The sequence below is a fragment of the Kribbella sp. NPDC059898 genome (assembly GCF_042730855.1).
Classification (GTDB): domain Bacteria; phylum Actinomycetota; class Actinomycetes; order Propionibacteriales; family Kribbellaceae; genus Kribbella.
In genome coordinates, this window is sequence record NZ_JBHWKR010000014.1 from 122515 (window position 1) to 148092 (window position 25578).

Annotated in this window: 26 protein-coding genes; 4 read left to right on the forward strand and 22 right to left on the reverse strand. The window is 68.2% G+C overall.

What is annotated here, in order from left to right; all coding sequences use genetic code 11:
* Positions 1–117: 117 nt before the first annotated feature.
* Positions 118–963, reverse strand: a complete 846-nt coding sequence (locus ACFV9C_RS34640) for a hypothetical protein (protein WP_380200290.1) — start codon at positions 961–963, stop codon at positions 118–120.
* Positions 964–1198: 235 nt separating this feature from the next.
* Here ACFV9C_RS34640 and ACFV9C_RS34645 point away from each other — a divergent pair, with 235 nt between their 5' ends.
* Complete coding sequence (locus ACFV9C_RS34645) at positions 1199–1654, forward strand: GNAT family N-acetyltransferase (RefSeq protein WP_380200292.1); 456 nt, start codon at positions 1199–1201, stop codon at positions 1652–1654.
* On the opposite strand, the gene ACFV9C_RS34650 is transcribed toward ACFV9C_RS34645, so the two are convergent.
* The 6 genes from ACFV9C_RS34650 to ACFV9C_RS34675 form a co-directional block, all read right to left on the reverse strand.
* Entirely contained in the window at positions 1641–2363 is a 723-nt protein-coding gene (locus ACFV9C_RS34650; RefSeq protein WP_380200294.1) for a neutral zinc metallopeptidase, read from the reverse strand. The two genes, ACFV9C_RS34645 and ACFV9C_RS34650, sit on opposite strands and share 14 nt — an antisense overlap.
* Before the next feature lie 115 nt (positions 2364–2478).
* Positions 2479–3261, reverse strand: a complete 783-nt coding sequence (locus ACFV9C_RS34655) for a neutral zinc metallopeptidase (protein WP_380200296.1) — start codon at positions 3259–3261, stop codon at positions 2479–2481.
* A gap of 3 nt (positions 3262–3264) precedes the next feature.
* Positions 3265–3981, reverse strand: coding sequence for a neutral zinc metallopeptidase (locus tag ACFV9C_RS34660; protein WP_380200298.1), 717 nt, complete (start codon positions 3979–3981; stop codon positions 3265–3267).
* A gap of 179 nt (positions 3982–4160) precedes the next feature.
* Positions 4161–5048 (reverse strand): neutral zinc metallopeptidase, encoded by an 888-nt coding sequence (locus ACFV9C_RS34665; protein ID WP_380200300.1) that lies wholly within the window; start codon positions 5046–5048, stop codon positions 4161–4163.
* Positions 5048–6313, reverse strand: a complete 1266-nt coding sequence (locus tag ACFV9C_RS34670; protein ID WP_380200302.1) for a neutral zinc metallopeptidase — start codon at positions 6311–6313, stop codon at positions 5048–5050. Before ACFV9C_RS34670 ends, ACFV9C_RS34665 begins: the two co-directional genes overlap by 1 nt.
* A gap of 18 nt (positions 6314–6331) precedes the next feature.
* Positions 6332–7540: a neutral zinc metallopeptidase gene (locus ACFV9C_RS34675; protein ID WP_380200304.1), complete on the reverse strand. Its 1209-nt coding sequence runs from the start codon at positions 7538–7540 to the stop codon at positions 6332–6334.
* Positions 7541–7752: 212 nt separating this feature from the next.
* On the opposite strand from ACFV9C_RS34675, the gene ACFV9C_RS34680 reads away from it, so the two are divergent.
* Positions 7753–8175: a hypothetical protein gene (locus ACFV9C_RS34680; protein WP_380200306.1), complete on the forward strand. Its 423-nt coding sequence runs from the start codon at positions 7753–7755 to the stop codon at positions 8173–8175.
* Between the two features lie 29 nt (positions 8176–8204).
* Here the strand turns inward: ACFV9C_RS34680 and ACFV9C_RS34685 are convergent, their stop codons facing one another.
* The 8 genes from ACFV9C_RS34685 to ACFV9C_RS34720 form a co-directional block, all read right to left on the reverse strand.
* Positions 8205–8732 carry an MOSC domain-containing protein gene (locus ACFV9C_RS34685; RefSeq protein ID WP_380200308.1) on the reverse strand — a complete coding sequence of 176 codons (528 nt, stop codon included), beginning with the start codon at positions 8730–8732 and terminating at the stop codon, positions 8205–8207.
* A gap of 2 nt (positions 8733–8734) precedes the next feature.
* Positions 8735–9484, reverse strand: a complete 750-nt coding sequence (locus tag ACFV9C_RS34690) for a phosphotransferase (RefSeq protein ID WP_380200310.1) — start codon at positions 9482–9484, stop codon at positions 8735–8737.
* Positions 9465–10934 (reverse strand): arylsulfatase, encoded by a 1470-nt coding sequence (locus ACFV9C_RS34695; RefSeq protein WP_380200312.1) that lies wholly within the window; start codon positions 10932–10934, stop codon positions 9465–9467. The genes ACFV9C_RS34690 and ACFV9C_RS34695 overlap by 20 nt, the downstream gene beginning before the upstream one ends.
* Positions 10931–11920: a LacI family DNA-binding transcriptional regulator gene (locus ACFV9C_RS34700; protein WP_380200314.1), complete on the reverse strand. Its 990-nt coding sequence runs from the start codon at positions 11918–11920 to the stop codon at positions 10931–10933. Before ACFV9C_RS34700 ends, ACFV9C_RS34695 begins: the two co-directional genes overlap by 4 nt.
* A 16-nt stretch (positions 11921–11936) precedes the next feature.
* Positions 11937–12812 carry a carbohydrate ABC transporter permease gene (locus ACFV9C_RS34705; RefSeq protein WP_380200316.1) on the reverse strand — a complete coding sequence of 292 codons (876 nt, stop codon included), beginning with the start codon at positions 12810–12812 and terminating at the stop codon, positions 11937–11939.
* The gene (locus ACFV9C_RS34710) at positions 12809–13768 is read right to left on the reverse strand and encodes an ABC transporter permease (protein ID WP_380200318.1); all 960 of its coding nucleotides are present in this window, start codon (positions 13766–13768) and stop codon (positions 12809–12811) included. The genes ACFV9C_RS34705 and ACFV9C_RS34710 overlap by 4 nt, the downstream gene beginning before the upstream one ends.
* Entirely contained in the window at positions 13768–15384 is a 1617-nt protein-coding gene (locus tag ACFV9C_RS34715; protein WP_380200320.1) for a sugar ABC transporter substrate-binding protein, read from the reverse strand. The genes ACFV9C_RS34710 and ACFV9C_RS34715 overlap by 1 nt, the downstream gene beginning before the upstream one ends.
* A gap of 172 nt (positions 15385–15556) precedes the next feature.
* Positions 15557–16345: a hypothetical protein gene (locus ACFV9C_RS34720; RefSeq protein ID WP_380200322.1), complete on the reverse strand. Its 789-nt coding sequence runs from the start codon at positions 16343–16345 to the stop codon at positions 15557–15559.
* Between the two features lie 261 nt (positions 16346–16606).
* On the opposite strand from ACFV9C_RS34720, the gene ACFV9C_RS34725 reads away from it, so the two are divergent.
* Positions 16607–17194, forward strand: coding sequence for a hypothetical protein (locus tag ACFV9C_RS34725; protein ID WP_380200324.1), 588 nt, complete (start codon positions 16607–16609; stop codon positions 17192–17194).
* Here ACFV9C_RS34725 and ACFV9C_RS34730 read toward each other — a convergent pair.
* From ACFV9C_RS34730 to ACFV9C_RS34750, 5 genes are read right to left on the reverse strand one after another with little or no spacing between them, the layout of a single operon-like run.
* Entirely contained in the window at positions 17191–18189 is a 999-nt protein-coding gene (locus tag ACFV9C_RS34730; RefSeq protein ID WP_380200326.1) for a LacI family DNA-binding transcriptional regulator, read from the reverse strand. The genes ACFV9C_RS34725 and ACFV9C_RS34730 overlap by 4 nt on opposite strands.
* A 13-nt stretch (positions 18190–18202) precedes the next feature.
* Entirely contained in the window at positions 18203–19021 is an 819-nt protein-coding gene (locus ACFV9C_RS34735; protein WP_380200328.1) for a carbohydrate ABC transporter permease, read from the reverse strand.
* Positions 19018–19914: a carbohydrate ABC transporter permease gene (locus ACFV9C_RS34740; RefSeq protein WP_380200330.1), complete on the reverse strand. Its 897-nt coding sequence runs from the start codon at positions 19912–19914 to the stop codon at positions 19018–19020. The genes ACFV9C_RS34735 and ACFV9C_RS34740 overlap by 4 nt, the downstream gene beginning before the upstream one ends.
* Entirely contained in the window at positions 19911–21170 is a 1260-nt protein-coding gene (locus tag ACFV9C_RS34745) for an extracellular solute-binding protein (RefSeq protein ID WP_380200332.1), read from the reverse strand. Before ACFV9C_RS34745 ends, ACFV9C_RS34740 begins: the two co-directional genes overlap by 4 nt.
* Positions 21167–22633: a sulfatase-like hydrolase/transferase gene (locus ACFV9C_RS34750; protein ID WP_380200334.1), complete on the reverse strand. Its 1467-nt coding sequence runs from the start codon at positions 22631–22633 to the stop codon at positions 21167–21169. Before ACFV9C_RS34750 ends, ACFV9C_RS34745 begins: the two co-directional genes overlap by 4 nt.
* A 98-nt stretch (positions 22634–22731) precedes the next feature.
* Between ACFV9C_RS34750 and ACFV9C_RS34755 the strand changes: the two genes are divergently transcribed.
* Entirely contained in the window at positions 22732–22929 is a 198-nt protein-coding gene (locus ACFV9C_RS34755; protein WP_380200336.1) for a hypothetical protein, read from the forward strand.
* On the opposite strand, the gene ACFV9C_RS34760 is transcribed toward ACFV9C_RS34755, so the two are convergent.
* The gene (locus ACFV9C_RS34760; RefSeq protein WP_380200459.1) at positions 22922–23305 is read right to left on the reverse strand and encodes an aspartate/glutamate racemase family protein; all 384 of its coding nucleotides are present in this window, start codon (positions 23303–23305) and stop codon (positions 22922–22924) included. The two genes, ACFV9C_RS34755 and ACFV9C_RS34760, sit on opposite strands and share 8 nt — an antisense overlap.
* Positions 23306–23348: 43 nt before the next feature.
* Complete coding sequence (locus ACFV9C_RS34765) at positions 23349–25541, reverse strand: carbohydrate-binding protein (RefSeq protein WP_380200338.1); 2193 nt, start codon at positions 25539–25541, stop codon at positions 23349–23351.
* Positions 25542–25578: the final 37 nt, after the last annotated feature.

Consider the following 25578-nt stretch of genomic DNA (forward strand, 5'->3'; position numbering starts at 1 on the left):
GGGGGGTTGTGGTGTTTTGTTTTCTCGCCCGGCGTGCCGGCCCGCGGCCCCCCCCCCCCCCCTCCCCCCGCGCGGGCCCCCCCCGGGGGGGGGGCCCCCCCCCGGCTGGAGGAACAGTTACTGGCCCTGTTGCCAGTTGCCGTTTTGGGGGGTGCCGTTGGACCAGGTGCCTGTGCTGTGGGCGGCTGGGTGCTGCTCGGGCTGTTGTTGCTGGTAGCCGCCCTCGTAGTTGCCCTGGTAGTTGCCCTCGGCGGGGTAAGCCGCCGTACCGTTGGAGCCTGTCGCGTTCGGGTCCGCGGCCGGCTTCTGGAGGTTGTCCTTCGAGAACACGTTGCCCAGTGCGCGGCCGGCCATCTCGCGGCCCCCGAGACCGAAAGCGAGGCCGAGAGCGAGTGCGGCACCCGCGAGCACGATCAGCAGCGTGTTGCCGGTCAGCTGGACCGCGACACCGAGCTGGGTGAGGGCGGCGAACGCGGCGTACACCAGGACGGCGTACCGCGCCACCTTCGCCAGGGTCTCGTTGCCGGTGGCACCGCGGATGATCGCGGCCAGGAAGTTCGCGAACAGGGCCGCCAGGCAGACGATCACGATCGCGGCGAAGATCCGCGGGATGTAGCCGAGCATGTCACTCATGAAGTTCGAGATCTCCGGTACGCCGAGCGCGGAGGCGAACATCGTGAAGCTGATCAGGAACACGAACCAGAACACGACCTTGCCCAGCATCGCCGAAGCGGTCAGCCCCGTGCCCGACCGTTGCAGCACACCGGAGACGCCGGCCCGTTCCATCCAGTTGTCGAAACCGACCCGGCCGAGAAGTTTGCCGACGAGTTTGCCGAGCACCTTGGCGACGAAGTAACCGATCACCAGGATGACCAGGCCACCCAGCAGGTTCGGGATGAACGACAGCAGTTTGCTGAACGCATCCTCGAACGGCTGGGTGAAGTCAATCGCTAACGCTGACATCGGATGAACCTTTCAGGACTGGCCCGCATCCGCTGTCGGCGCATAACTGCCCCAACCCCGGCACGGGCGGATGCAGTGGTGTCCAGTATGACTGGTACCCGCTGATGCCCGAGGCAAACAACGGCACTCGGCGAGGCGGGCAACGAAAAGTGTTTGCATAAGGCAATCACCATCGCCGTACTTCGGTCCTTACCCCCATGACTGAACCGCTTCAGCTGTTTGCGATCCTGGACCCATGAACGACCTCGTGATCCGCCGCGCCACCGCCGCCGACGTCGCCCCGATCGTCACGATGATCGCCGACGACCAACTCGGCGCCACCCGCGAGTCGACCGCCGACCTGACGCCGTACCTGGCCGCGTTCGAGCAGATCGACGCCGACCCCAACCAGCTCCTCGTGGTTGCCGAACGCAACGACGAGGTGATCGGCACCCTGCAGCTCACGATCATCCCCGGCCTGTCCCGCCGCGGCTCCAGCCGCGGCCTGATCGAAGCCGTCCGGGTCTCCCGCCAGGCCCGCGGCGCGGGCCTAGGCACCACCCTCATCCAGTGGGCCATCGAGGAGTCCCGCACCCGCGGCTGCACCCTCGTCCAGCTCACCTCGGACAAGACCCGCACCGACGCCCACCGCTTCTACACCAACCTGGGCTTCGAAAACACCCACGAGGGCTTCAAACTCAAACTCCGGTGACACTGCCGGCCGGTGCCGCCCAGGTGTTGCAGCCGGCCGGTCCCCTTGCCGTGAACGCCTTCCGCATCCATCGGTCGAAGTTCACCATGTCGGCGTCGTGCCGGTCGTATCCCGGATGCCCGTAGTGGTCGAGGCGGGTACCCCGGATCCGAAAGGTGTCCCGGTTGGCCCCGAAGAACGCGGCCGCGAAGCAGTGCGCCTGCATCTCGCTGCGGCTCTCCTCGAGCTGCTTGGCGGCGCCCTTCGCCGCCCAGTACCGCTCGTCGTACTGGTCGAGAATGCCGGTCAGTGCCTGCACATGGTGCCCGTACTCGTGGCCGATCAGCCACTGCACCCATTGTTCGGCGTCGCGCTGGCCGAACGACCCCTCGACGACGTACTCCGGCCAGTTGAAGTAGATCCCCCGGTTGTTCTGGCAGTACATCCCGTAGACGTCCTTCTCCATCGTCCCGCAGGCAGTCCTGGTCCCTGGCGGCGACGAGAACACGGCTGACGGCGGGACGAAGTCGAAGCCTGCGCGGGTGATCACCGGCGCCCACGCCCGGTCCAAGCAGGCCACGAAGGCAGTCGCGTACCGGAGCATCGCCGTCTTGTTCACGAGCGCCGCGGTGGGCAGCGAGCAACGGACCGCGGCAATCGCGCCGGAGCTGTACAGCTGGTTGTAGAGCAGGAACTCGTCCTTGATCGGCGCGGGTGGTTGTACCGTCACCGCCCGCGGCGTCCGTGCCGGAACAACAGTCGAAGGGGCGACCGCGGGCACAGCTGCCGTCCTGGTGCACCCGGCAAGCAGAAGCACGGCGAGAAGCGCCGCCATACGTCGCACGTCAGCTGACCCGCTTCGCGGGGGCGGCCCAGGTATTGCAGGCCGACGGGGACTTGGCGGCGAAGGCGGCCTTGGACCAGGCCTTGTTGTTCTTGCCGGATCCGTGGTCGTGATCGCCGGTGCCAGCCCCGTCGTGGTAGGCGTCGAAGCGGTCGCCGTACAGGTTGAGCGTTGCCTGGTTCGCGCCGAGGAACGCGGCGGCCAGGCAGGAGGCCTGCAGTTCGAGGCGGCGGCCCCGTTCCAGGCTGTCGTCGGAGTACCCCATGATGCCGACCAACTGCTGGAGATGATGGCCGAACTCGTGCGCCAGCACGTACAACAAGTACGCCGACGCGTATTGCCGGTCGTCCGGGCTCTCCTCGACGTGTTGGGCCCAGTCGACGTAGATACCCGAGTCGTCGGCGCAGTAGAACGCATCGGAGTCGTCGTCGAAGTCGCCGCAGGCAGTCCCTGCTCCCACCGTCACGACGTACAGATCGGTCGGCAAGAAGTGGAGGTCCGCACGCTCCACCACCGGCTTCCAGGCGCGCTCGAGGCAGACGATCATCGCATCCCCGGAGCGTTGTACGTCGCTTCGCGTCGTCAACGGCACGTCCGGCAGATTGCACTGTACCGCGGGCACCTGCCCAGCCGAGTACAGCGGGTTGTGCACCAGGTAGGCGTCTTCCAGCGACGTGTAGGTCGTCGGGCTCGGTGTCTGCGGCGTGTTCGGGGCGCCAAGTGCGGCGCTCGCGCAAGCGCCGGCCGCCACAAGCAGCCCGAGCGTCAGGACCTTCCTGCGCACGGCTTAACTGACCCGTTTCGCGGGGGCGGCCCAGGTGTTGCAGGCCGCGGGAGACTTGGTGGTGAAGCCGGCTTTGGACCAGGTGGTGCTGCTTTTGCGGGAGCCGTGGTCGTGGGGTGCGGACGGGACATCCTCGTCGCCTACGTACGCGGCGTCGTGGTAGGCGCTGAGTCTTTCGCCGTACAGGTCGAGGGTCTGCTGGTTCGCGCCGAGCCAGGCGGCGGCGAAGCAGGTGGCCTGGAGTTCGTGGCGGCGCATCTGCTCGAGCTGGGCCGCGCCGGTGGCCTGGTTCCAGCGGTCGTCGAAGTACCGCGAGATGCCGACCAGCTGCTGCACGTGGTGACCGAACTCGTGCGCCATCACGAACTCGAGGTACGTCTGCGCCCAGGCCTGGTCGGCGTTGGACTCCTCCACCTGCTGGTGCCAGTCGAGGTAGATGAAGTCGTTCGCCGGGCAGTAGAACGCGTCGTCGTTCTTGCCGAACGTCCCGCAGCCGGTCCGCGCGCCGCGGGCGACTGCGTAGACCCTTGTCGGGGTGAACACCACGTCGGAGCGGTCGACCAGCGATTTCCAGGAGCGCTGGAGGCAGTCGAGAACGGCGTCAGAGTACCGCTGCACGTCTTTCTGTGTCCGCAGGTGGAGATCGGGAAGCTTGCACCGCACAGCCTGCACCCGCCCGGCGCTGTAGACCTCGTTGTACAGCAAGTACGTCTCTTCCAACGACCTGACCGTCATCGTCGTCGACGGTTCCAGTTTCGTCGGAGTCGGGGTCGGGGTCGGGGTCGGGCTTGGCATCGAAGTCGGAGTGGCCGACGTGGTCACCGCCGCAGGCGAGGTGGGCCCGGGGTCGCACGCGGTCAGGGCCAGTACGACGAGCAGGAGCCCTGTGCCGCGTTGCATCAGCTGACTCGCTTGGCGGGGGCGGTGAAGGTGTTGCAGGTGGCGGGGGTGGTGGAGGTGAAGGCGCGGGTGGTCCAGTAGGAGTGATTCTTGCGGGAGCCGTGGTCGCGGACCTTGCTGTACTCGTCGCCGACGTGGCTGACGACGTACCGCCAGTAGCGGAGGCGGAGGCCGGACAGCCCGAACGTGCTCTTGTTCGCGCCCAGGAAGGCGGCGCCGAGGCAGCTGGCCTGGAGTTCCTTACGGCGCATCACCTCCAGCTGACGCGCCTCGGACTTGCCGCGCATGAGTTCGTCGTACAGCGTGAGGATGCCGACCGAGTACTGGACGTGGTGGCCGTACTCGTGGGCGATCAGCTGTTCGAAGTTGACCAGGTTGAACTCCTGGTCCTTCGAGTCGAGGTAGATGTCGGTGTCGAAGCAGATCCTCCCGGTGAAGCCGCCGAAGTAGTAGAACGCGTCGGCGCTGCCCGGCGGGTCCGTGCAGGCGGGCGTGGCCTTCGGGTGGCGGGCGCTGTACGGGATCAGCTCGACCGACGTCTGCACCGCGTCCGCCTTCAGGACGAGCGGCGCCCAGGCCTTGTTCATGCAGGCGACCAGCGCGTTGCCGTACGCCACCAGCCCGGCCTTGGTGGTCAGCTGCGGCCGCGGCAACGCACACGGCACCACAGGCACCCGGCCGGCCGTGTAGAGCTTGTTGTGTACGACGCCCGACGTCATGTCGATGCTCATCGGCGAAGAAGGAGCCGTCGCCCTTGTCCGCGTCGGAGTAGGCGTAGGAGTAGGCGTTGGTGTCACGGCCGGCGTCGGTACGGCGGCCGGCTCCGTCCGCGCGCAGCCGGTCGCGGCCAGTACGACGAGCGCCACCAGCACACCGACGCGCCGCATCAGCTCACCTTGGCGGCGGCGGCGCTGAACGTGTTGCAGTCCTTGGGGTTGGCGGAGGTGAAGGCAGGACCGGACCAGGCCCAGTTGCTCTTCCGGGAGCCGTGGTCGCGGATCTTCTCCGGGTTGTACTCGTCGCCGGAGTGCTGCGCCTCCCACTGCCAGGTCTTCAGCTTCTCGCCGGACAACCCGAGGGACTGCTTGTTCGCACCGAGGAAGGCCGCGCCGAAGCAGGTCGCCTGGAGCTCGCGGCGGCGGGCCCATTCGAGCTTCATCGCCTTCGACTTCGTCCAGCCCTCACGGGAGAACGACGCGGTGATCATCTCGGTCATCTGCTGGACGTGGTGGCCGTACTCGTGGGCCATCGTGTCGAGCATCCACACCCGCGCGGCCTGCGGCTCGGCCTTGTAGTACTTGAGGTCTTCCTTCCAGCTGATGTTGATGCTCTCGTCGGCGCTGCAGTAGTACGCCGTGTCCGACTCGCCGGTGCAGTCCTCGTCGTCGGTGACCTGGCTGGTCTGCAGTTTCACCTTCGGCGACCGGAAGTCGTACCCGGCCTTCTTCACGATCGGCGCCCACGCATTGTTCAGGCAGGGCAGCAGCGCCTGGTAGTAGCGCAGGATCGTGGACTGCGAGTTCGGCTTGATGGCAGGCTCCTTGCAGCTGACCGAGACGACGGCGCCGGCGGCATAGATCTTGTTCTGCTGCAGCCGCACCATGTCCGGGACGCCCTGGACGGTGACCGTGACGGTGGGGTCCGGCGGGACCGGGATCGGCGCTTCCGACTTCTTGATCGACGGCTGCGACAGCGGACGCTGGAGACCGTACGAGTCGACGAGCTTGAACCCGCCGATGGTGGCGCCGGTCAGCATCACCACGACCAGGACCGCGAGGCCGGCGATGATCGGCCGCGAGTGCCGGCGCGGCGGCTTGAGCGGCGGCGGTTCGGCGCTGAACTGAGCCCCGGAGCGGGACGGGTTCGAGTGCCAGCCGCTCGGGCGCGGGCCGCCGGGGCGGCGGGTGCCGGTGAGCGGCGGGTACGGCGCACCCGTGGTGAGCGGCGCGATCGGCGGACCGTTGTAGTCGCTCTCGGTCCCCGGATCGGTCGGCAGCGGGCGGGCCTTCCGGCGTACGGACGAGTCGTCGTACGCCACCGGGCGCGCCTTCCCGAGACCGACGGGCTCCGCGGTCTTCAGGGTCAGCGGCTGGGATCCGGGCGGCGGCTCGCCGGTGCTGAAGTGGCCCGGCTTCGGGACGGAGTCAGGCATCGATCGTTCCCATCTCGCTCAGCTGACCTTGGCGGATGCTGCGCCGAAAGTGTTGCAGGCGCCGGGGCTGGTTGTCGCGAAGCCCTGGTTCATCCACAACGTGCGGCTCTTGCTCGAGCCGTGGTCGCGGACCTTGTCCTTGCTGAACTCGTCGCCACTGCGCCGGATCTGGTCGGTCCACTGCTGCAGCAGCTCGCCGCGGAGCGGGAAGGTCGACCGCGCGGCGCCGAAGAACGCCGCGCCGAAGCAGTACGCCTGCAGCGCCGCGCGCCGGTGCTGTTCCAGCTCGACGGTCTTGTTCGCCGCGGTGTCCGCCAGGTTGCCGGCGGCCTCGGCCATCCCGGTCAGGTTCTGCACGTGGACGCCGTACACGAAGCCGAACGACTGGGCCATCTCCACCCGGGTCGCGGCCCGGTGCTTCGGGTAGTCCTCGACGATCTTCTGCCACGGCATCGTCACGCTGCCGCCCTGTTCGTCCAGGCAGTACGACGCGAGGTCGGCGTCCTGTACGCCGCACGCGGTCTCCTCGCCGTCGTCGAAGACGATCAGCCGCGGCGACCGGAACTCGAAGCCCGCCTTGGTCACGACCGGCTTCCAGGCCTTGTCCATACATGCGGTCAGCGCCTGGTAGTACGAGCGCACGTTCTCCTTGGAGGTCGGGCGGAACGCGGGCTCCGGGCAGTTCACCGCCGCCAGCTTCCCGGCGGTGTAGATCGCGTTCTTGCCGACGATGTCCGCGTCCGGGGTGCCCTTGCCGACCGGCGCGGGGCTCGTCGGCGCGCCGCCGGGACCGTCGCTCGGGCTCGCGGACGGCGTACCGAGCGGGTTCGCGACGAAGCCGTCGTAGTTCGAGAGCATCTTGACCGCGAACGTCGCGCCGCCGCCGAGCAGCAGCAGGACCGCGGCGACGATCAGCGCGATCAGGCCCTTCGAGCGCTTCTTCGGCACGAACGGGATCGGCTCCGGGTGGAACACCTCCCGGTACGCCGCGGCCGCACGGTCGTCCGCCGGCGGCGGACCGAGCCGGGTGCCGGACAGCGTCGTACTCCGGGAGTCGAGCCGGCTGCCGCGGAGCTGTGGATGGGCCGGCTGGTCGTCCCGGCCGAGCCGTGGTGTGGGTGCCGCCAACGGTGCCGATCCGTCCGGCCGGCGCTGGTCCGCCGCCGTCCGGTCCCCGTCGCCGCCGGGCAGGAAATGCCCGGGCTTGGGCGCCGACTCGTCCGCCATAGGTTTCCGCTTCTCCCCAGTACCGGCTTCCACCGGTCCCCATCAGAAAGGCCGGCACAGACCCCCGAGCCGACCGCCGGCTGATATTACGGCCTGGACCGCCATCCGGAGAACCGGGTTGCAGCTATTGACACCGTTTCGCGACCGGCACTACCCACCGCACTCAACTGGTTACCTGAACGCATCCGGAAAGAACCTGGCATGCTGGGGGCATGAGCTGGGCTGTCTATGCGATGCGCGGGCCAGGAGGCGTACGGCGCCTCGACGACCTACCGGTGGACTACGAGCCGCCGTCGGTCGGGACCTCGACCGACGTGGTGGCCGCGGTCCGGGAACTGGTGCCGGACGTGGACACCAGCAAGCCGTCGTGGCTGGCGCTGCGAAGTGCCGACTTCGACGTCGAGATGACGATCGGCAAGGGCATCGAGGTCCGCGACATCACGTTCTACCTGAACGACGGTCCGCGGTCGATCCCGATCGTGATGGAGATCAGCCGCAAGCTCGGCGTCACGCCGTACGACACCGAGTCCGGCAACTTCCTCACCGAGGAGTCCCGGCCGCCGGTGCCGCCGCCGATGGAGCCGGACGAGATCAAGATGAACAAGCCGAAGTGGTGGAAGCTCGGCCGTAAGTAGTCACCTCACGCGCTGGGTCAGCTGCCTGGTCAGTCGTGGACGGTGAGGTCGGCCAGGCCCAGGCGGAGGGTGCCGGAGGTCAGTGGGGTGGCGCGGATGCCGCCGTGGCCGCGGAGGGCGCGCATTGCGCCGGGGGCGAGGACCTGGTCCATCCAGGCGCACGGGTTGGCCGGGCGGTTCGCCTGGAAGGTGATGCCGCCGAGGGTGAAGCGGCGGCCGGGGATGCGCGCGCCGTCGGGGGTGCGGCGGGCGGCGAGGTCGTCGATCGCGAAGCCGCGGAGGGTGATGTTGCGGCGGGTCAGGTGCGGGTCGAGCGGTGCTTGGAGGCCGAGGACTCGGACGACCTCGTCGAGGGAGGCGGCGTCGATGAGGGTGACGGCGGCGTTCTTGTGGACGGCCTGGCCGTAGTACCGGTCCCCGACGATGCCGAGCCCGGCGCGGACCTCGACCTCGGTCCGGGCGACCGGCTCCGGGTCAGGGCGCGGACCGTCGTGCGGGCGGCCCTCGAAGGCGTGCTGCCGGGAGACGGCGAGCGCGACGATCTCGACGGTCGGCACGGTCAGCCCCAGGTGAGGGGGTCGAGGAGGCGGAAGAAGTGCAGGCGGCGCTTGTCCGGGACGGGTACGCCGTACGCCTGGAGGAATGGGGTTGGGTCGGCGGACCACTCGTCGTGCAGCTGGATCGTGGTGAGGGCGAGGTCGCTGTACCTGTCCGCGACGCCGAGCCGCCCGAGGTCGATCAGGCCGGTCACCTCCAGGGTGTCCGGGTCGAAGAAGACGTTCGGCAGGCAGGCGTCGCCGTGGCAGACCACCGGCTCCAGCACGCTCTCCACATAGGTGCTCTCAGCAACAACCTCCGCCAGCAACTCCTCCGGCGCGACCTTCCGCCACTCGTCCGTCAAGAAGTCCGGGTTGACAGCCCCTCGCCGTACGACGTCCGCGGCCGACGCGATCACCTCCGCCAACGGCCGTTCGAACGGGCAGTCCTCCAACGAATGCAACTCCCGCAGAAACCGTCCGAGGCTGCGCATGGCGCGATCATGTGCACCTGCCGGAAGGGTGTCGCCAGGCACTCCAGGAACGGCAGACGTCATCAAACATCCACCCTCCGGCGACTCGATCCAGTCGAGGACTGTTGCGCTCGGCAACGCAGTCCCGGACAGCCACTGGATTCGGTCGCGTTCGGCGGTCAGCTCAGGTACGCCGGAAGGGGCGCAGCATTTGGCGAAAGCTTTGTCGCGACGGTAGACGGTCGTGTCGGACTCGCCGACCTCGACCAGGGACCAGTCGTCACCCGGTGGCTTGAGCAAGTTTTTCCCTTGTGTGGTTGAGGATCGGCGTGACCGGCCGACCGGTGACCAGGTCGCCGTCCGCGACGAAACCTTCCTCGCGCCCGGTGAGGTCCTGGATCAGGCGGGACCGCCAAAGCTCCCGCAACTCAGGCCGCAACGACACCAGGTTGTGCAACTCCCCCGGATCCGCCTCCAGGTCGAACAGCTGCTCCACGCCCCGCCCCGACCCCCACACGTACTTGATCTTCCCGTCCGTCACCCACTGCAGCGACTGATCGAAGTGCAGATGCTCCCCGTGCAACCACTCCCGCACCGGCACCTCCGAGCCACGCAGGAACGGCGCCAGCGACACGCCATCCACCGACGAAGGAACCGGAACCCCGGCGAGATCCAGCAACGTCGGCATCACGTCGCGCAACTCGACCACCTGATCCACTACGCCGCCGCGGACCGACGAGGCCGAAGCACGATCCGCCACGATGAACGGCACCCGCGCAGACCCTTCGTACGGCACCGACTTCCGGAACATCCGGTGGTCGCCCATCATCTCGCCGTGATCGGACGTGAACGCGATGATCGTGTCGTCGTACACCCCGAAGTCGACCAGTGCCTCGCGGATCCGGTTGACCTGCAGGTCGATCTGCGCCATCAACCCGTAGTACCCGGCCCGCGCCCGGTGCACCACGCGATCCGGCAGGTCCCCGATCGCGGCCTGGTAGTCCCCGTCCTTGCGGAACTCGTCCCACGAACTCTCCCAGTCGCCAAGCGTCTGCGAGTACGGCGGCAACGCGTCGTACCGGTCGAACGCCCAGGCCGGCGGGTCGTACGGCGGATGCGGCCGATGGAACGACAGGTACAGGAAGAACGGCCGGGTCGGATCCCGCCGGTACAACCAGTCGATCGTCTGCGTCCCGATCCACGACGTCGGGTGCAACGACTCCGCCTTGTCCCACGGCCGCGCGACCACCGAGTTGCAGTTCACCCCGTGATCGGAGTACTCCGCATCCGGCGAAACCCCCGGCTGCCGCCGCAACCACGGCACATAGTCGTCGAAGAACCCGAACTGCTGCCGGTACGAACGCCGCGAGTGGTGCAGGAACCCGTCATGCAGTACGACGTCGTCGAACCCGAGCCGCGCCCGCTCCGGCCACACGTGCATCTTCCCGATCGCCTGCGTGTGGTACCCGGCGCGCCGGAACTCCCCCTGCACAGTCACCGGATGCGCGACGTCGAACGGTACGCCGTCCGTGTACCCGACCCGCCCGTGCCGCTCCTGCGACTGCCCGGTGAACAACGCCACTCGCGCCGGCACGCACGTCGGCGTCGCGGAGTACGCGCGGCTGAACCGCACCCCGTTCCGCGCCAGCTCGTCCAGATGCGGCGTCTCGACGTACGGGTGACCGGCGCACGACATCGCGTCGCCCCGCCACTCGTCGACACAGATCAGTACGACGTTCGGCCGACTCAAGAAGACTCCCGGACGATCAGTTGCCAGGGGAAATCGAACACTTCACCGGGAGCGCCCTCCCGGTCCGTCAGCCGGCCGACGATGATCCGGGCGAGCGCCTCGTTGAAGCCGACGGGGCCGACGGTGGACAGCGCGGGGTCGAGGTGCTCGCCCTCAGGAGTGTTACCGACCCCGATGATCGCCAGGTCCCGCGGTACGTCGATCCGCAGCCGGTGCGCCGCCCGGACCGCGGCGATCGCGGCGAAGTCCGTCGTGCAGTACAGCGCGGTGGGGCGGTCCGGCCGGGACAGCAGCGCCATCGCGGCCCGGTACGCGCCCTCCGGGTGCTGCTCGAAGACCTCGACGTCGTCGCTGTGCACCGGTTTGCCGGCGGCGCGCAGCGTGTTCACGTATGCGTCGAAGCGAGCGAACCCCGTCGTTCGCGAGGTCAGCGCGCCGATGTGGTCGTGCCGCTCGAGCAGGTGCCGCACCGCGAGGTGACAGCGCGGCTCGGCGCCGGACCGGATCACGTCGAAGCCCCGCGGTTCCAGCGTCTCGGAGAAGGCGACGATCTGCACGCCCTGGGCGGCGAAGGCGGCGAGCTCCTCGGCCTGCGACGGGTCCGGGACGCTGTCGATGAAGATCACGTCCGGCGTCCGGTTCGCCAGCACGGTCCGCCAGTCGCCGTCGGCCACGATCAGCGCGGTCTTGCCGAACGGGGTCACCGCCGTACTGACCGTCGCCGCGACCGCCTGCGACCAAGGGTCCGCGAGCACGGTCAGCGACAGCAGGACCAGGTCCGACTTGCCGGTCCGGATCGCGCGGGCCGCGTCGTTGCGCCGGTAGCCCAGGCGCGACGCGGCCTCGCGGACCCGGTCCGCGGTGGAGTCCTTGATCGTGTGGCTGCGGTGCCGCCCGGACAGCACGTAGGACACGGTCGCGACCGAGACCCCGGCCTCCTTCGCCACCATCCGCAGCGTCGGCCGCTCGACCAAAGGTGAGGACATGAACCGAGCTTATGCCCTAGCCCTTGACCGCACCGGTGATGACGCCCTTGGTGAAGTGCCGCTGCAGGAACGGGTACACCATCGCGATCGGGACCAGCGCGACCACGACGACGGCCATCTGGAGCGACTGCGGTTGCGGGAGCGGGGTCACGCCGAGCTGGTCCGCGGACAGCGACTTGCCCTGCAGGACATACGTCCGCAGGATCACCTGGACCGGCCACTTCGACGTGTCGTTCAGGTACAGCAGCGCGTTGAAGAACGCGTTCCAGAAACCGACCGCGTAGAACAGCCCGACGACCGCGATCACGGCCTTCGACAGCGGCATGATGATCTGCCGCAGGATCGTGAAGTCGCTGGCGCCGTCGATCCGGGCGCTCTCCAGCAGTTCGCCTGGCACGTTCATGAAGAACGTCCGCAGTACGACGAAGTTGAAGGCGCCGAGCGCCCCCGGGAGGATCAGCGACCACAGGCTGTCCAGCAACCCGAGCTGCTTCACCACCAGGAACATCGGGATGATGCCGGGCGCGAACAGCAACGTGAACAGCACCATCAGCAGCACCGGCCGCCCGAACAGCACGGGCCGCGAGGTCGCGTACGCGAGCGCGATCGTCACCGCCAGCGCGATCGCCGTACCGACCACCGTCACGAACACGCTGACGAGGATCGCGCGGCCCATCAAACCGCCGGAGAACAGCGTCTGGTACGCCTTGAACGTCGGGTGCGACGGCCACAACACGTACCCGCCGGCCTTGATGATGTCCCGGTCGCTGGCCAGCGAGGTCGAGATGACGACGATGATCGGGATGATGATGGCGAGGGCGAAGCCGCCCAGGATGACGGCCTTGATCGCCTGGTAGCCGGGAGAGGGCCTCTCCTTCCAGACCGGTCTCATGAAACCCCTCGCTTCTGGAAGATCCCCGGCTCGCCGAGCCGGTGGGCCAGCGTGTTCGCGCCCCACAGCAGCAACGCGCCGACGACGCCCTTGGCCAGCCCGGCCGCGGCGCCACTGCTCCAGTCACCGCCGACCACGCCCGCGTAGTACGTGAACGTGTCCAGTACTTCGGCAGCGCCCGGCCCGACCGAGTCGCGTTGCAGGATGAACTGCTCGAACCCGACGCTGAGGATGTCGCCGATCCGCAGGATCAGCAGCAGCACGATGACGGTCCGCAGCGACGGCAGCGTGATGTGCCACATCCGCCGCCAGCGCCCGGCGCCGTCCGCCGCGGCCGCCTCGTACAGCGAGACGTCCACCGTGGTCAGCGCGGCCAGGAAGATGATCATCGCCCAGCCGGCGTCCTTCCAGATCAGCTGCCCGACGACGAGCAGCGGGAAGGTGTCTGGGTTCGTCATGAACGGGATCGGGTCCAGTCCCGCCTGCCGGAGCAGGTTGTTGACGAACCCCGCGCCGCCCAGCGACTGCTGGAACAGCGTCACCACCAGCACCCAGGACAGGAAGTGCGGCAGGTAGGCGATCGTCTGGAACCATTTCCGGAACCGGTTGCTGACCAGCGAGTCGACGATCAGGGCCAGCCCGATCGGCACCGGAAAGAACAGCAGCAACTGCACGCCGGCCAGCAGCAGCGTGTTCCGCAACGCGTCCCAGAAGTCCGGGTTGTCGTACAGGTTGACGAAGTTCTGCAGGCCGTTCCACTCGCTGTGCATGATCCCGAGGTACGGCTGGAAGTCCTGGAACGCGACCACGTTGCCGAGCACCGGCAGGTAGAAGAACACCAGGAGGAAGACCACGCCGGGGATCATCAGCAGCACCATCTGCCAGTCCCGGGCCCATTTCGCCTTCAGCGGCAGGCCGTTCTTGGCCTGCCGCTTCGACGAGCTCTGCTTCAGCATCAGGACACCGGAACGCTGGCGGGCAGTACGGCGGCGAACTCGTCGCGCATCTTGTCACCGCCGCCGGACTTCCACCGCTTCAGCGCCGCGTCGTACGCGTCGATCTTCTGCCGGCCGGTGACGATGTCCACGATCGTGTCCCGGAACGCCGCGGTCAGCTTCGGGCCGACCTTGCTGCTGGTGTCGGAGTACGTGCCCGCGGTCGGGTTCCGGACCGCGAACTCGAGCAGCTTCTGCTCGGTCGCGTAGATCTTCTGGGTGTCGTCCGGGAACGCCGGGTTGAAGATCACGCTCTCCGGCGCGTTCATGATCTGCAGCGCGCTGACCAGACCCGGCGCCTGCTGGTTCCCGGCCTTGGTCAGCACCGGGTTCTTCTGCGCGTCGAGCTGGTACTGCTGTCCCTCGACGCCGAAGTTCTTCACCAGGTACTCCTTGGTGCCGAACGGCGCCGACAGGTAGTCCATCAGCGCGAGCAGCTCGCGGATCCGGCCCTCGTCGGTCTTCTTGAACGGCGTGAACCCGACCGTCCCGTAGCCCATGTCGTACGTCGGCTTCGCCTTGCCGTCGTGGCCGAACGGGATCATCGTGTCGACGAACAGCGTCGGGTCCAGGTTGCGGAAGTCCGCGGTCGCCCGCGGGCCGACCACGACCTGCGCGGCGATCTGCCCGTTCACGGTCTTCGGCGTCGCGTCGGCAAGGTTCAGGTCCGGGTAGAACACCTTCGCGGCCCACAGCTTCGCGGCGTACTCGACGGCGGCCCGGTAGTTGTCGGTCTCGTACAGGTGCGTCAGCGAGCGGTCCTTGTTGACCCGCCACGAGTTCGGGGCGCCGAACCACTCGCCGAACATGTGCAGCATGTTGATGATGGCCGGCTCGAGCGCGTAGTTCGTGCCGTTGGTCAGCTCCTTGCACTTGGCAAAGAACTCGTCGGCGGTCGCGCACTGCAGCCCGCCGACCTTCGCCCAGGTCTTCGGGTTGCCCATCATCACCTGGCCGAACGGCGTCGACGGGATCGGGGCGCCCCAGATCTTGCCGTTCACGACCGCGGTCCGCCAGGAGGCCGGCTTCAGCGCGGCCAGGTTCGGGTACTCCAGGACGGCGTCGCCGGACAGGTACTTGGTCAGGTCCTGGAACTTCGCCTCGAGCATCGGGCCGATGTTCGGGATGCCCTGGTTCGGCGGCAGCCACATCAGGTCCGGCAGCGAGTCGCTGGCCAGCAGCGTGGCGAACTTCTCCGGGTAGCCCGGGTCGGTGCCGATGGTCAGCTTGAGCTCGGCGCCGAGCGCCTGGTTCAGCGCCTGCCACATCGGGTTGCTGCCCATCGGGGGCGGCGGCGTCGCGAACGTCTCGGTGAGCGCGGTCACCGCGTTCTTCAGCGGCGGCGTCTTCACACTCGCCACTGCGTCCGCCGGGAACTTCAGGAACCCGGGCTCCAGGCCGGACTCGGCCCCCGCCAGGTCGGGGTGCAGCCCCTCGAACGGCTTGTACGTCGGCAGCTTGAGCTCGCTCGAGGCCTTCGCGCCCCCGTTCGAGGCACCACCGTCGCCACAGGCCGCCAGCGTCGAGGCGCCGATCGCCGCCCCGGTCACCTGCAAAAACCGCCGCCGACTGATCATAGTTGCTCCAAGTTTCGAAGAAGTGCTCACTAACACTCACTTAAACGTTAACCCGGACCGTAAACCTGACCCCGCCTCCGATGCAAGGCGCAACCGCAAAAATGAGCCGACGGCCGCGGGGACTCGAGAACCCGCGGCCGCCGGCCGTCTTCTTCGGTGTTTCAGTACGTCGTCAGCAGCGGACGATCAGCCCTGTCAGCGCGGTGCAGGTCCGGGCGGCCTTGTCGTTCGCCGCCACCGGGTCGTTCGGTGAGCTCGCCGTCCGCTGAGCGGTCGCCGTCAGCGAGCCGACCGTGAGCAGCGTGGTGTCGGCCGTCAGCGTGCGCGTCGTACTCGCGCCCGCGGCCAGCGCCGCGACGTCACAGTTGACCGATCGCGTCGTACCGACCCGCGTACAGGTCGAGCCCGCAGAGACCAGACCGGCTGGATACGTACCCACGACCCGGATCCCGGACGCGTCGCCGGGCCCGTTGTTCGTGACCGTGATCGTGTACGTGATTCGTGCGGTCAGCAGACTCCGCACCGACGCGGAGATGCTGACGGCAAGATCCGCCGCGGTCACCGGCTCGGTGACGGTCAGCGCCGGCCCGTCGAAGACGTCGAACGCATAGTTCTCGCCGATGAACTGGTGCTGCAGCGTGATCGTCCCGAGCGGCGCGTCGGCCTTCACCCGGAACGTGAAGGTCACCGTCCGGGACTCACCGGGCGGTACGTCGCCGACGCCGCCGCGGACGCTGGTCCCGAGCGTGTCGCAGGCGTAGGCGCCCGGACAGGACACCAGCTCGACCATGGCCGGCAGCGACGTCTCCTTCGCGTACAGGCCGGCCTTCCCACCGGTGATCGTGAAGTCCCGGTCGTTGTACAGCGTCTGCGTGACCGTGAAAGTCCCCCCGCGGGCGACCGACGTCGCGCCGACCACGATCGCGCTGGTCGGCGGCACCGCACTCGCGACCGCCGGCAATGTTACGAGTCCCGCGCCGACGACAGCCGTCGTCAGCGCAGCACGAAATGTTCTCCAAACATGCACAGCCCAACCCCCTGGTTCCCCATGAATCCCCAGCTGCCCCCACAGCCCGCCCGACAGGCGGTGAAAGCAGTATGGAGTCAGCACTGTCCGTGGTCAACGACCTGAAAAATCGCAGTCAACCTTTCGGCGCTCCAGGGTGTCTCAGTGGGTGCGCCGCTCAACAACGGGCCGCGCAGAATCTTGGGGGAACACATGATGAAGCGGATCGTGACCGGTGTGGCGGCGCTGGCGGGTGCGGGTGCACTCCTGCTCGGCGGGGCGCTGCCGAGCCACGCGGCGACGCCGATCGTTGCGGCGAGCAACAGCTCGGCCGTCGCCTACAAGCTCCGGTACTTCAACCACTCCAGCGAGGGCTACCACGCGAGCGCCGTGCTGCCGGCGAACTGGCGGCTCGTCCAGCTGTCCACCTGGCACGCACGTTTCGACGACCCCGCGCACAACCGGATGGTCCGGATCAACACGGCGTACAACGGGAATCTCGGCACCGTCACCGCGCTGAACCAGAAGCTCAAGTCGCTGAAGAACACCCGCGGCCTGCACATCGTCGGTACGTCGACCGTGACGATGAAGTCGACCACCGGCCAGGGCCCGCTGCGCGCGAGCACGGTCGTCTACACGTACCGCAGCGGCAACACGACCCGCTGGGTCGCGACCCGGTACGTCGGCTGGTCCGGCCGGAACGCCGCCGACGTCGAGTTCTCGGTGGCAGGCTCGCCGAAGGACAGCAAGATGCTCGGGGCAACGATCAACAAGGCGACCGTCTCGCTCACCCTGGCCGGCTAACTGATCCCGGCCGTGCTCTCCCGCACCACCAGGCTGAACGGTGCTTGCAGTCGCACCGGTTCGCTGCCGGGTCGCTGATCGCGCAGCGCCTGCAGGGCAAGGCGCGCGATCGCGACCCGGTCGGGGGCGACCGTGGTCAGCGTCGGGAGGGTGGCGAGGTCGTACGGGATGTCGTCGAAGCCGACCACGGCGACATCCTGCGGGATCCGGAGCCCACGCAGTACGAGGGCCCGGATCGCGCCCATCGCGAGCCAGTCGGTCGCGGTGAACACCGCGTCCGGCGCCGGATGCCCGGAGTCCAGCCACTCGCCGAGGGTGCGCTCGGCGTCCTGACCGCGCAGCCCGCCGGTCGGCAGTACGACGTCCTCGTCGACCGGCAGCCCGGCCGCGGCGAGCGCGTCGCGGTACCCGTTGATCCGTTCGTCGTCCATCCGCGGGCCGGGCGCCAGCGCCATCACCTGGCGGCGGCCCAGCGACAGCAGGTGGTCGGTCGCCACCCGGCCGGCTTCCCGGTTGTCGATCCCGACGTGGTCGGCGTGGTGCTCGGTGCCGGCCTTCTCCCCCAGCAGTACGAGCGGGAGCCCCGGAGCGCGGCCTTGCACGTCCTCGGGGGTCAGGCCGAGCGGGCTCATCACGATCCCGTCCAGCCGGGCCGGATGCCGGTCGTTCAGCAGCGCCAGCTCCGCCTCCCGGCGCCCGCCGGTCTGGTGGAACTGCACGATCCACCCGAACGCTTCGGCCTCGTCGAGCATCCGCGCCGCCAGCGACGCGAAGTACGGCCGGTCGAGCTGCGGTACGGCGAGCGCGATCACACCGCTGCGGCCCTGGGCAAGGTTCCGGGCCGCGATGTTCGGCCGGTAGCCGAGCTTGTCGATCGCGGCGAGCACCTTCTGCCGGGTCTCCGCGCGGACGTGCTCGGCGCCGTTGACGACGTTCGACACCGTCTTCATCGACACCCCGGCCGCCTCGGCGACATCGGTCAAGCGCGGCCTCATAGCTGGCAGGATCTCACTTGAGCCCGGTATGAGCCATTCCGGCCAGGATCCGGCGCTGGAAGACCACGAACACCACGACCACCGGGACCAGCGTGACGACGCTCATCGCGAACAGCGCGCCCCACTCCGAACTGCCGGTCGCGTCCAGGAAACCGCGGAGCGCGACCGGGACCGTCAGCTTGGTCCTGGTGGACAGGTAGATCAGCTGGCTGAAGAAGTTGTTCCAGGTCCAGATGAACGAGAAGATCGCGGTCGTCACCAGCGCCGGCGACAGCAGCGGCAGGATGATCCGCCGGTAGATGCCCCAGTACCCGCAGCCGTCGATCCGGGCCGCGTCGTCCAGCTCGACCGGGATCGACCGGATGAACTGCACCATCAGGAACACGAAGAACGCGTCGGTGGCCAGAAAGCTCGGCACGATCATCGGCCAGAACGAGTCGATCCAGTCCAGCTTCCGGAAGATCGAGTACTGCGCGATCAGCGTCACGTGCGCGGGCAGCATCAGCGTCGCGAGCAACAGCGCGAACAACGTCTTCCGGCCGACGAACGTCATCCGCGCGAACGCGTACGCGGTCAGCGAGCAGGTGATCAGGTTGCCGATCACGACCGCCGCGCAGATGATCAGCGAGTTCACGATGTACACGCCGAAGCTCGTCCCGGTCGAGGACCAGCCGAGCGCGTAGTTGCCGAGTGTCGGGTGCTCAGGGATCAGCCCGGGATGGTCGAAGATCTCGGTGTTCTTCCGCAGCGAGGCGCTGACCATCCAGAGCAGCGGGTAGAGCATGATCAGCGCGCCGGCGGTCAGGCCGGCGTGGGCCAGCACGCGTTTCATCGGCGTACCCCTTCGTCTCCGTAGAACACCCAGGTGCGGCCGAGGACGAAGTTCAGCCCGGTGAAGACCGCGATGATCAGCAGCAGTACCCAGGCCATCGCGGCGGCGTACCCCATCTTGAAGTTGCCGAACGCCTGCTGGTACAGGTACAGCGTGTAGAACAGCGTCGAGTCCGACGGGCCGCCCTTGCCGCCGCTGATCACGAACGCCGGCGTGAACGCCTGGAACGCGCCGATGATCTGCAGCACCAGGTTGAAGAACACCACCGGCGACAGCAGCGGCAGCGTGACCCGCCAAAATCGTTGCCACCGGCCCGCACCGTCGACCTCGGCGGCCTCCAGCACCTCGTCCGGGATCTGTCGCAGCCCGGCCAGGAAGATCACCATCGGCGCGCCGAACTGCCAGACCCGGAGCACGATCAGCGTCCACAACGCCGTACCGGGCTCGGAGATCCAGCCGCGGCCGTGGATCCCGAACACGCCGAGGATGTCGTTCAGCAGACCGTCGCTGCCGAAGATCTGCTGCCAGAGCAGCGCGATCGCGACACTGCCACCGAGCAGGCTCGGCACGTAGTACAGCGCCCGGTAGACGGCGAGCCCCTTGAGCCCGCGGTTCAGCAGTACGGCGACCGCGAGCGCGAACGTCATCTCCAGCGGGACCGAGACGCCGACGTAGAGGAACGTGACCTTCAGCGACTGCAGGTACCGCGAGTCGTGGAAGAGCGCCGTGTAGTTGTGCAGGCCCTGCCACTCGGGGGTGTTGAGCAGCGCGTAGTCGGTGAAGGAGTAGTACAGCGACAGCAGCATCGGGCCGATGGTCAGGCCAACGAGTCCGATCAACCAGGGCAGCAGGAACAGGTACGCCGGAATGCTTCGCCGGAGGTTTCCGATCACTGGCCCAGGGTCTTCCCGGCCAGGTCGACGAACTCCTGCGCGCCCTTGCCCGGATCGCTCTTCCCGAAGCCGATGTTCTCGGCGATCCGGCCGAACCCGGTGAGCAGTTCGCCGTACCCCTTCGGCCACGGCTTCGGCGACGGCCCGACCTTGTCCGCGATGTCCTCGACGTACTTGATCGCCCGCGCACCGGCGGATCCGGCGTCGGCGGCGACCAGGTCGCGCGCCTTCTTCGACGGCGGTACGCCGAGCAGGATGCCGATCGCCTTGATCGCCTTCTCGTCGTTCAGCAGGAACCCGATCAGCTTGGCCGCGTCCTCGGGATGCTTGCTCGCCGACGAGATCGACCACAGGTCGAGGCCCTTGACGAACTGGCCCTTCAGGTCACCAGCCGTCCCTTGCGGCACCGGCAACACCGACAGCGGATTCTTCACCACCGGCTGGTAGAAGGTGACCTGCTGGACCCAGCCGAACTGCAGCGGAGCCTTGCCCTTGGCAACCAGCGACTTCTCGATCGCGGTCGTCTCGGCGCTGACGTTCTGCGCCGGTGCGGCCTTCGCCTTGCGGAGATCGGCCCAGTACTGGAACCACGCCTGGACGGTGTCCTTGCTGGTGGCAAGCTTCCCGCCGTCGTCGGAGAACAGTTCGGTGCCGTGCTGACGCGCGTACACCTCGAACAGCTGGAAGTTCCCGGCCTGGTCGGTCGATCCGTACGAGCCCTGCACCGATCGGCTGTAGTCGCGGGCGAACTCGGCGAACTTGTCCCACGTCCAGCCCTGCGCCGGGACGGTCCCGCCGGCCTTCTGCACGGCGGCCTCGTCGACGTACATCGCGTAGCTGATCGAGCTCTGCCCCACGCCGTAGTTCTTCCCGTCGAGCAGCCCGCTGTCCGCGACGCCCTTGTCCAGACCGGACGTGTCGATCCCGGACGAGCTCAGGTCCTTCAACGCGCTCCGCCCCGCGTAGTCGCTGAAGTAGCTCATCGACATCCGCAGTACGTCGGGAGCGTTGCCGCCGGAGGTCTGCGTGGCAAGCTTGTCCCAGTAGTCGTCGAACGGGGCACTCTCCGCGGTGTACTCGGCGCCGCCGCTCGCCTTCCAGGCGTCCAGCGCCTTGTTGAGGGCCTTGGTCACCGGATCCGGGCCGTACCAGGAAACCCGCATCGGGCCGGACTTCCCGGAGCAGCCCGGGATCGTGATCGCGGCAGCTGTCGCGGCGCCGAGCCCGAGGAGGGTACGGCGGCTGAGTGTGCTCATGGTGCTTCTCCTCGGGGGGCCCATCGCCAGTTGTGGGGCAGGCGGAGCGGGGTGTAGTTGCCGTTCGGGAGGTCGTCGGTCAGCCGCGCCTGCCAGCGGGTGAGCTGGTGCAGCAGGCGGGCCCGGACGGCCAGGTGGTGTTCGTCGTCGAAGAGGTTCACGAGCTCGGCCGGGTCAGTGTCCAGGTCGTAGAGCTCGCCCGGCAGGTCAGCGTGGACGATGAGCTTCCACTGCCCGCTGCGCAGCATCCGGGCGGCGCCGGACTGCGTGACGGTGTTGAGCTCGTCGAACGTCGGGCCTTCGTAGCTGAAGTGCAGCGGCGGGCGGGCGGTCACGTCGTACGACCGGCCGCCGTACCCCTGCTCGGCGATGATGTCTCCGAATTCGCCTGCCGGGGCCTTCTCGCCGTACGCGAGTGGGAGCAGGCTGCGGCCCTGGACGCCGTCGGGGATAGGTTGGCCGACGGCCTCACAGATGGTGGGAAGCACGTCGACGATCGAGACCGGTTCGTCGCGGTGCTGTGGCTCGATGCCGTCGCCGGCGATGATCAGCGGGATCCGCATCAGGAACTCGGACAGCCCGGCGCCCTTGCGTTGCAGCCCGTACTCGCCGACGTAGTCACCGTGGTCGGCGAGCACGATCGTCAGCCGCGGTCTGGTGCGCTTGGCCAGGCCGTCGTGCAGGCGGCTGATCTGGTCGTCGAGCAGGCGCAGCATGCCGAGGTAGTTCGCGGTGTAGCGGCGCCAGTTGTCGTCGTACCCAGGACGCTTGTCCTCCTGGAGTTTGCGCAGCCAGGCGTAGGTGCCTTGCTTGACGTTTGTTGCCTCCGGCCCCGTCAGCCGATCGGGGACGTCCTCGGGCGCGACGAGGTCGAAGTACGGCCGCGGGACCTGGTACGGGTTGTGCGGCTCGGGGTACGAGACCCAGAACAGGCCGGGGCGGTCTGGGTCCGCGTCGTCGATCGCCCGGAGCGCATCGCTGGTGATCCGGTACGGGAGCTGCGTGGTCACGTCGTACGGCGTGGGCTCGTCTGCGACGCCGTGGTCGAGCCGCTCGAGCCATTCGTCGAACGCCTGCTCGTCGGGGGTCCGTTCGGGTCCCTGGGTGTGGAAGTACGGCCCGGCGTACGTGTCGAAGTCCTCCGGCCGCCGGTGCATGTGGGGCTTGCCGGCGAAGTGCAGCTGGTAGTCCGCGGCCCGCAGTACGTCGAGCAGGTCCTGCTCGTAGTACGCGTAGCGTGCGTTGCTGTTCTGGCGGACCCGATGCGCGCTCGGGAACCGCCCGGTGAGCAGGCTCGTCCGCGCCGGAACACACGCGGGCGCCGCCGTGTACGCGTTCCGGAAGTCCGTCCCACCGGCCGCCAGCGCGTCCACGAACGGCATGGTGTCCACCGCATACCCACTCCGCCGCGTCAGCCCCACCCGCTGCTGATCAGTCATCACGATGACGATGTCCGGCCGCACGTAACCTCCAATTTACAGCGCTGTAATGCAGCGCTGTAAACCCTGCCTCACGGAACGGCCGACCGTCAAGAGGCGGCCGGCCGGATACCATCGCCGCCATGATCAACGAACCGGCCAGCCGCCGGATGATCCTCATCAGCACGACCGTCGGCGTGGTCCTGGCGGTCGCGGGCCTGATCGCACGCCTGTCCAACATCACCGTCGCGGTGGTGCTGTTCCTGGTCGCCCTAGGTGCTTTCACGCTCGCCGGCTACGCCGCCCTCGACCGCCTCGCCGCCCGGCGCAAGGTCAGCTGAGGTTCTCCGCCAACCGGCGAACACCACGCTCAGGACTGGTCAGCACCACTCGCGAAGCCTCCTCCGCCGCCGACGCCATCGACGCCTGCGCGAGCACGATCACCTCGCCGGCTGCCGCCTCGATCGCCGCCGCGACCAGCGCATCGTGCCGCGCCCGGTCCCCCGCGACCGCCGCCTCGAACGCCCCCTCGACGACAACCTCGTCGATCTCCACCGCCCGCCCCGCCAACTCGGCCCGCTCCCGAAGCAACGCGGCCGTAGGCCGAACCGTCGTCGGCAACGTGGCAATCACACTGACCCGCCCACCACCGGCCACCGCCTCGTCCGCCATCGCCTCGTCGACCCGATAGACGGGTACACCGAGCCGCTCAGCCAGCGGACGGCAGACTCCTGACGACTAGATATTCAGCATCGGCTGGTCATTCAACCACCGACAGCCTCAGGTAGTCGAGGTTGAAGCCGCCGGTCTCGCAGTAGACGGTGATTGCCTGATCCCCGGCCGGCAGCGCAATCTGCGTACTGATCGACTGGTAGTTCGCCCAGCCGCCGGTGTCCGGCACGGTGACCTTGCTCAGCACTGCCCCGCCGGCGTCCCGGATCGAGATCGCGTCCGGGGCCGGAGCGCCGGTGCCGTTCGCGACCCGGAGCTCCAGGTTGTACGTCCCCTGCGTGACGTCGACGCGGTACTGCAGCCAGTTCCCCGCCGCCGTCCAGCCGACGTTCTTCCCGCCGCTCGCGGCCGCGTTGTTCTCGATGAAGTTCGCGCCACCCTCGGTCCAGCCGTGCTGGGCGACGTACGACTCCGCCTCGATCTTCTCGCCCGCCGGCGCCCCGTGCGGCCGGACGGTCAGGTGCACCGTGACGTCGTCGTGCGCCGCGCCGTCGGTCACCCGGAACTTCAGCTCCTGCTCGCCGGACACCGTGGGATGAATCGTCACCAGCCCGGTTTCCGCGTCGAGGGTGACACCGGCCGGCAGGTCGGTCGCGTAGTACGCCAGCCGGTCGTGATCGGGATCGGTCGCGCGCAACTGGAGCTGTGTGGTCTGGTACTGGTCCGCGGTCACCGGCGGCACGTCCTCGAACCGCGGTGCCCGGCTCCGGTGCGGAACCTGGCCGTGCCAGCGGTACGTCGCATACGCGCCGGCCGGGACCGTCACCGTGAACGACCTGCCCGCCAGCGTGATCCGTACGGTGCTCGGTGTTGTGTTGGCGTTCCCAACGACCGCGACGAAGTTGTCCCCCGCGTCCTTGTACACGACGTTGCTGATCCCGTTCGCCGTACCGCTCGACTCGACCCGGGTGTGCTCCGGCCCGAGGTACTTCGCGAACTGCCCCAGCGCGTACAGCTCGTCCCGGACCGAGAACGTCTTCGTACTCGTGTTCACGGTGACCAGCCGGTTCGGCCACTTCGTCGTCCGGCCGACCTCGTTCCAGTCGACGTTGTTGTCGCGGGCCGGCGTCCAGTGCAGCGTGCCGCCGTCCTGGTCGGTGGTCTGCGCCCACAGCACGTACGACGACGCGTCCAGCCGGAAGTAGTCGAGAACGGTCGCCGGATTCAGGTCACTGGTCTCCGTCATGTGCACGGGCTTCCCGTACTGCTCGTACGCGTCCCGCATCACCGCCGGATCACCCCAGTACGGGTGGAACGCGATCGCGTCCGCGGCGGCGCGCGTCTTCGGGTCGTCGAAGATCCGGTAGTAGTTCTTGGTGGCCGTACTGTTCGGGTCCCGCCAGTCCCAGAAGTTGAAGTCGTGCACGTACAGCTGGGTCCGCAGCCCGGCGCGCCGTACCTCGCGTTTGATCGCGACCGCGAGCTTCTGCTGCTGCGCGACGCTGATGTCCATCGCCGGGTACACCACGTCGATCCCCGGCTCGTTGAGCAGCGTCAGTGCGTCGACCGTGATCCCGTACTTCGCATACGCCTGCAGGTACTTCACGTAGTACTTCGCGAACACGTCGACGCAGTCGTCGCGGAGCTTGCCGACCTGGTAGTACGACGTCGTACTGCCGGGCTGCAGCGCGACCTCGCCGGTGAACCGGTTGTTGGTCTTCATCCAGGCGGGCGCGCTCCACGCCGACGCGAAGAACGTGGCCCGCGGGTTGTACTTCTGGATCAGCTTCACGGTGTCGACGATGTGCAGGTCGACGTCCCGCTTGATCGAGAAGTACTTCAGGTCCCGGTCCTCGGCGACCCCGGCCGGCGGTTCGTCGTACGACCAGAACGGCAGGTGCTCGATCAGGTCCGGGCTGCCGATCGTCAGCCGGAACCGGTCGAACCCGGCGCCGGTCCTCGGGTCCACCAGCAGCCGGACCGCCCGTTCGCGCTGCTCGGGCGTCAGCTTCCACAGGTTCGACACGCTGGTCTCGTCGAGCGAGAACCCGATCCCGGTGTACTTCTGCCTGCTGATGCTCGGGTCGACCACGATCGTGGTACCGGCCGGCCCGTCGTTCCCGACGTACGTCGTCGGCAACGGCTGCCACACGTGCGCGGCGCCGGCCGAGTACGACCCCCGCACCACCGCCCCGTGCTCCGCCATCGCCTGCCCGCCGCCCGCGGCGAGCCCCGCCGCCACCACGCCGACTGCCACCGTCAGCCCCAGAGTCCGCCTCACGAAACCTCCAACGTCGACCGGAAAGCCCTTTCAGGCA

Bases quoted from the DNA above. Each gene is read 5' to 3' on its own strand.
- ACFV9C_RS34640 (WP_380200290.1), bottom strand. From the start codon at position 963: ATGTCAGCGTTAGCGATTGACTTCACCCAGCCGTTCGAGGATGCGTTC.
- ACFV9C_RS34645 (WP_380200292.1), top strand. From the start codon at position 1,199: ATGAACGACCTCGTGATCCGCCGCGCCACCGCCGCCGACGTCGCCCCG.
- ACFV9C_RS34665 (WP_380200300.1), bottom strand. From the start codon at position 5,048: ATGCGGCGCGTCGGTGTGCTGGTGGCGCTCGTCGTACTGGCCGCGACC.
- ACFV9C_RS34670 (WP_380200302.1), bottom strand. From the start codon at position 6,313: ATGCCTGACTCCGTCCCGAAGCCGGGCCACTTCAGCACCGGCGAGCCG.
- ACFV9C_RS34675 (WP_380200304.1), bottom strand. From the start codon at position 7,540: ATGGCGGACGAGTCGGCGCCCAAGCCCGGGCATTTCCTGCCCGGCGGC.
- ACFV9C_RS34680 (WP_380200306.1), top strand. From the start codon at position 7,753: ATGAGCTGGGCTGTCTATGCGATGCGCGGGCCAGGAGGCGTACGGCGC.
- ACFV9C_RS34700 (WP_380200314.1), bottom strand. From the start codon at position 11,920: ATGTCCTCACCTTTGGTCGAGCGGCCGACGCTGCGGATGGTGGCGAAG.
- ACFV9C_RS34705 (WP_380200316.1), bottom strand. From the start codon at position 12,812: ATGAGACCGGTCTGGAAGGAGAGGCCCTCTCCCGGCTACCAGGCGATC.
- ACFV9C_RS34710 (WP_380200318.1), bottom strand. From the start codon at position 13,768: ATGCTGAAGCAGAGCTCGTCGAAGCGGCAGGCCAAGAACGGCCTGCCG.
- ACFV9C_RS34715 (WP_380200320.1), bottom strand. From the start codon at position 15,384: ATGATCAGTCGGCGGCGGTTTTTGCAGGTGACCGGGGCGGCGATCGGC.
- ACFV9C_RS34725 (WP_380200324.1), top strand. From the start codon at position 16,607: ATGAAGCGGATCGTGACCGGTGTGGCGGCGCTGGCGGGTGCGGGTGCA.
- ACFV9C_RS34730 (WP_380200326.1), bottom strand. From the start codon at position 18,189: ATGAGGCCGCGCTTGACCGATGTCGCCGAGGCGGCCGGGGTGTCGATG.
- ACFV9C_RS34735 (WP_380200328.1), bottom strand. From the start codon at position 19,021: ATGAAACGCGTGCTGGCCCACGCCGGCCTGACCGCCGGCGCGCTGATC.
- ACFV9C_RS34745 (WP_380200332.1), bottom strand. From the start codon at position 21,170: ATGAGCACACTCAGCCGCCGTACCCTCCTCGGGCTCGGCGCCGCGACA.
- ACFV9C_RS34755 (WP_380200336.1), top strand. From the start codon at position 22,732: ATGATCAACGAACCGGCCAGCCGCCGGATGATCCTCATCAGCACGACC.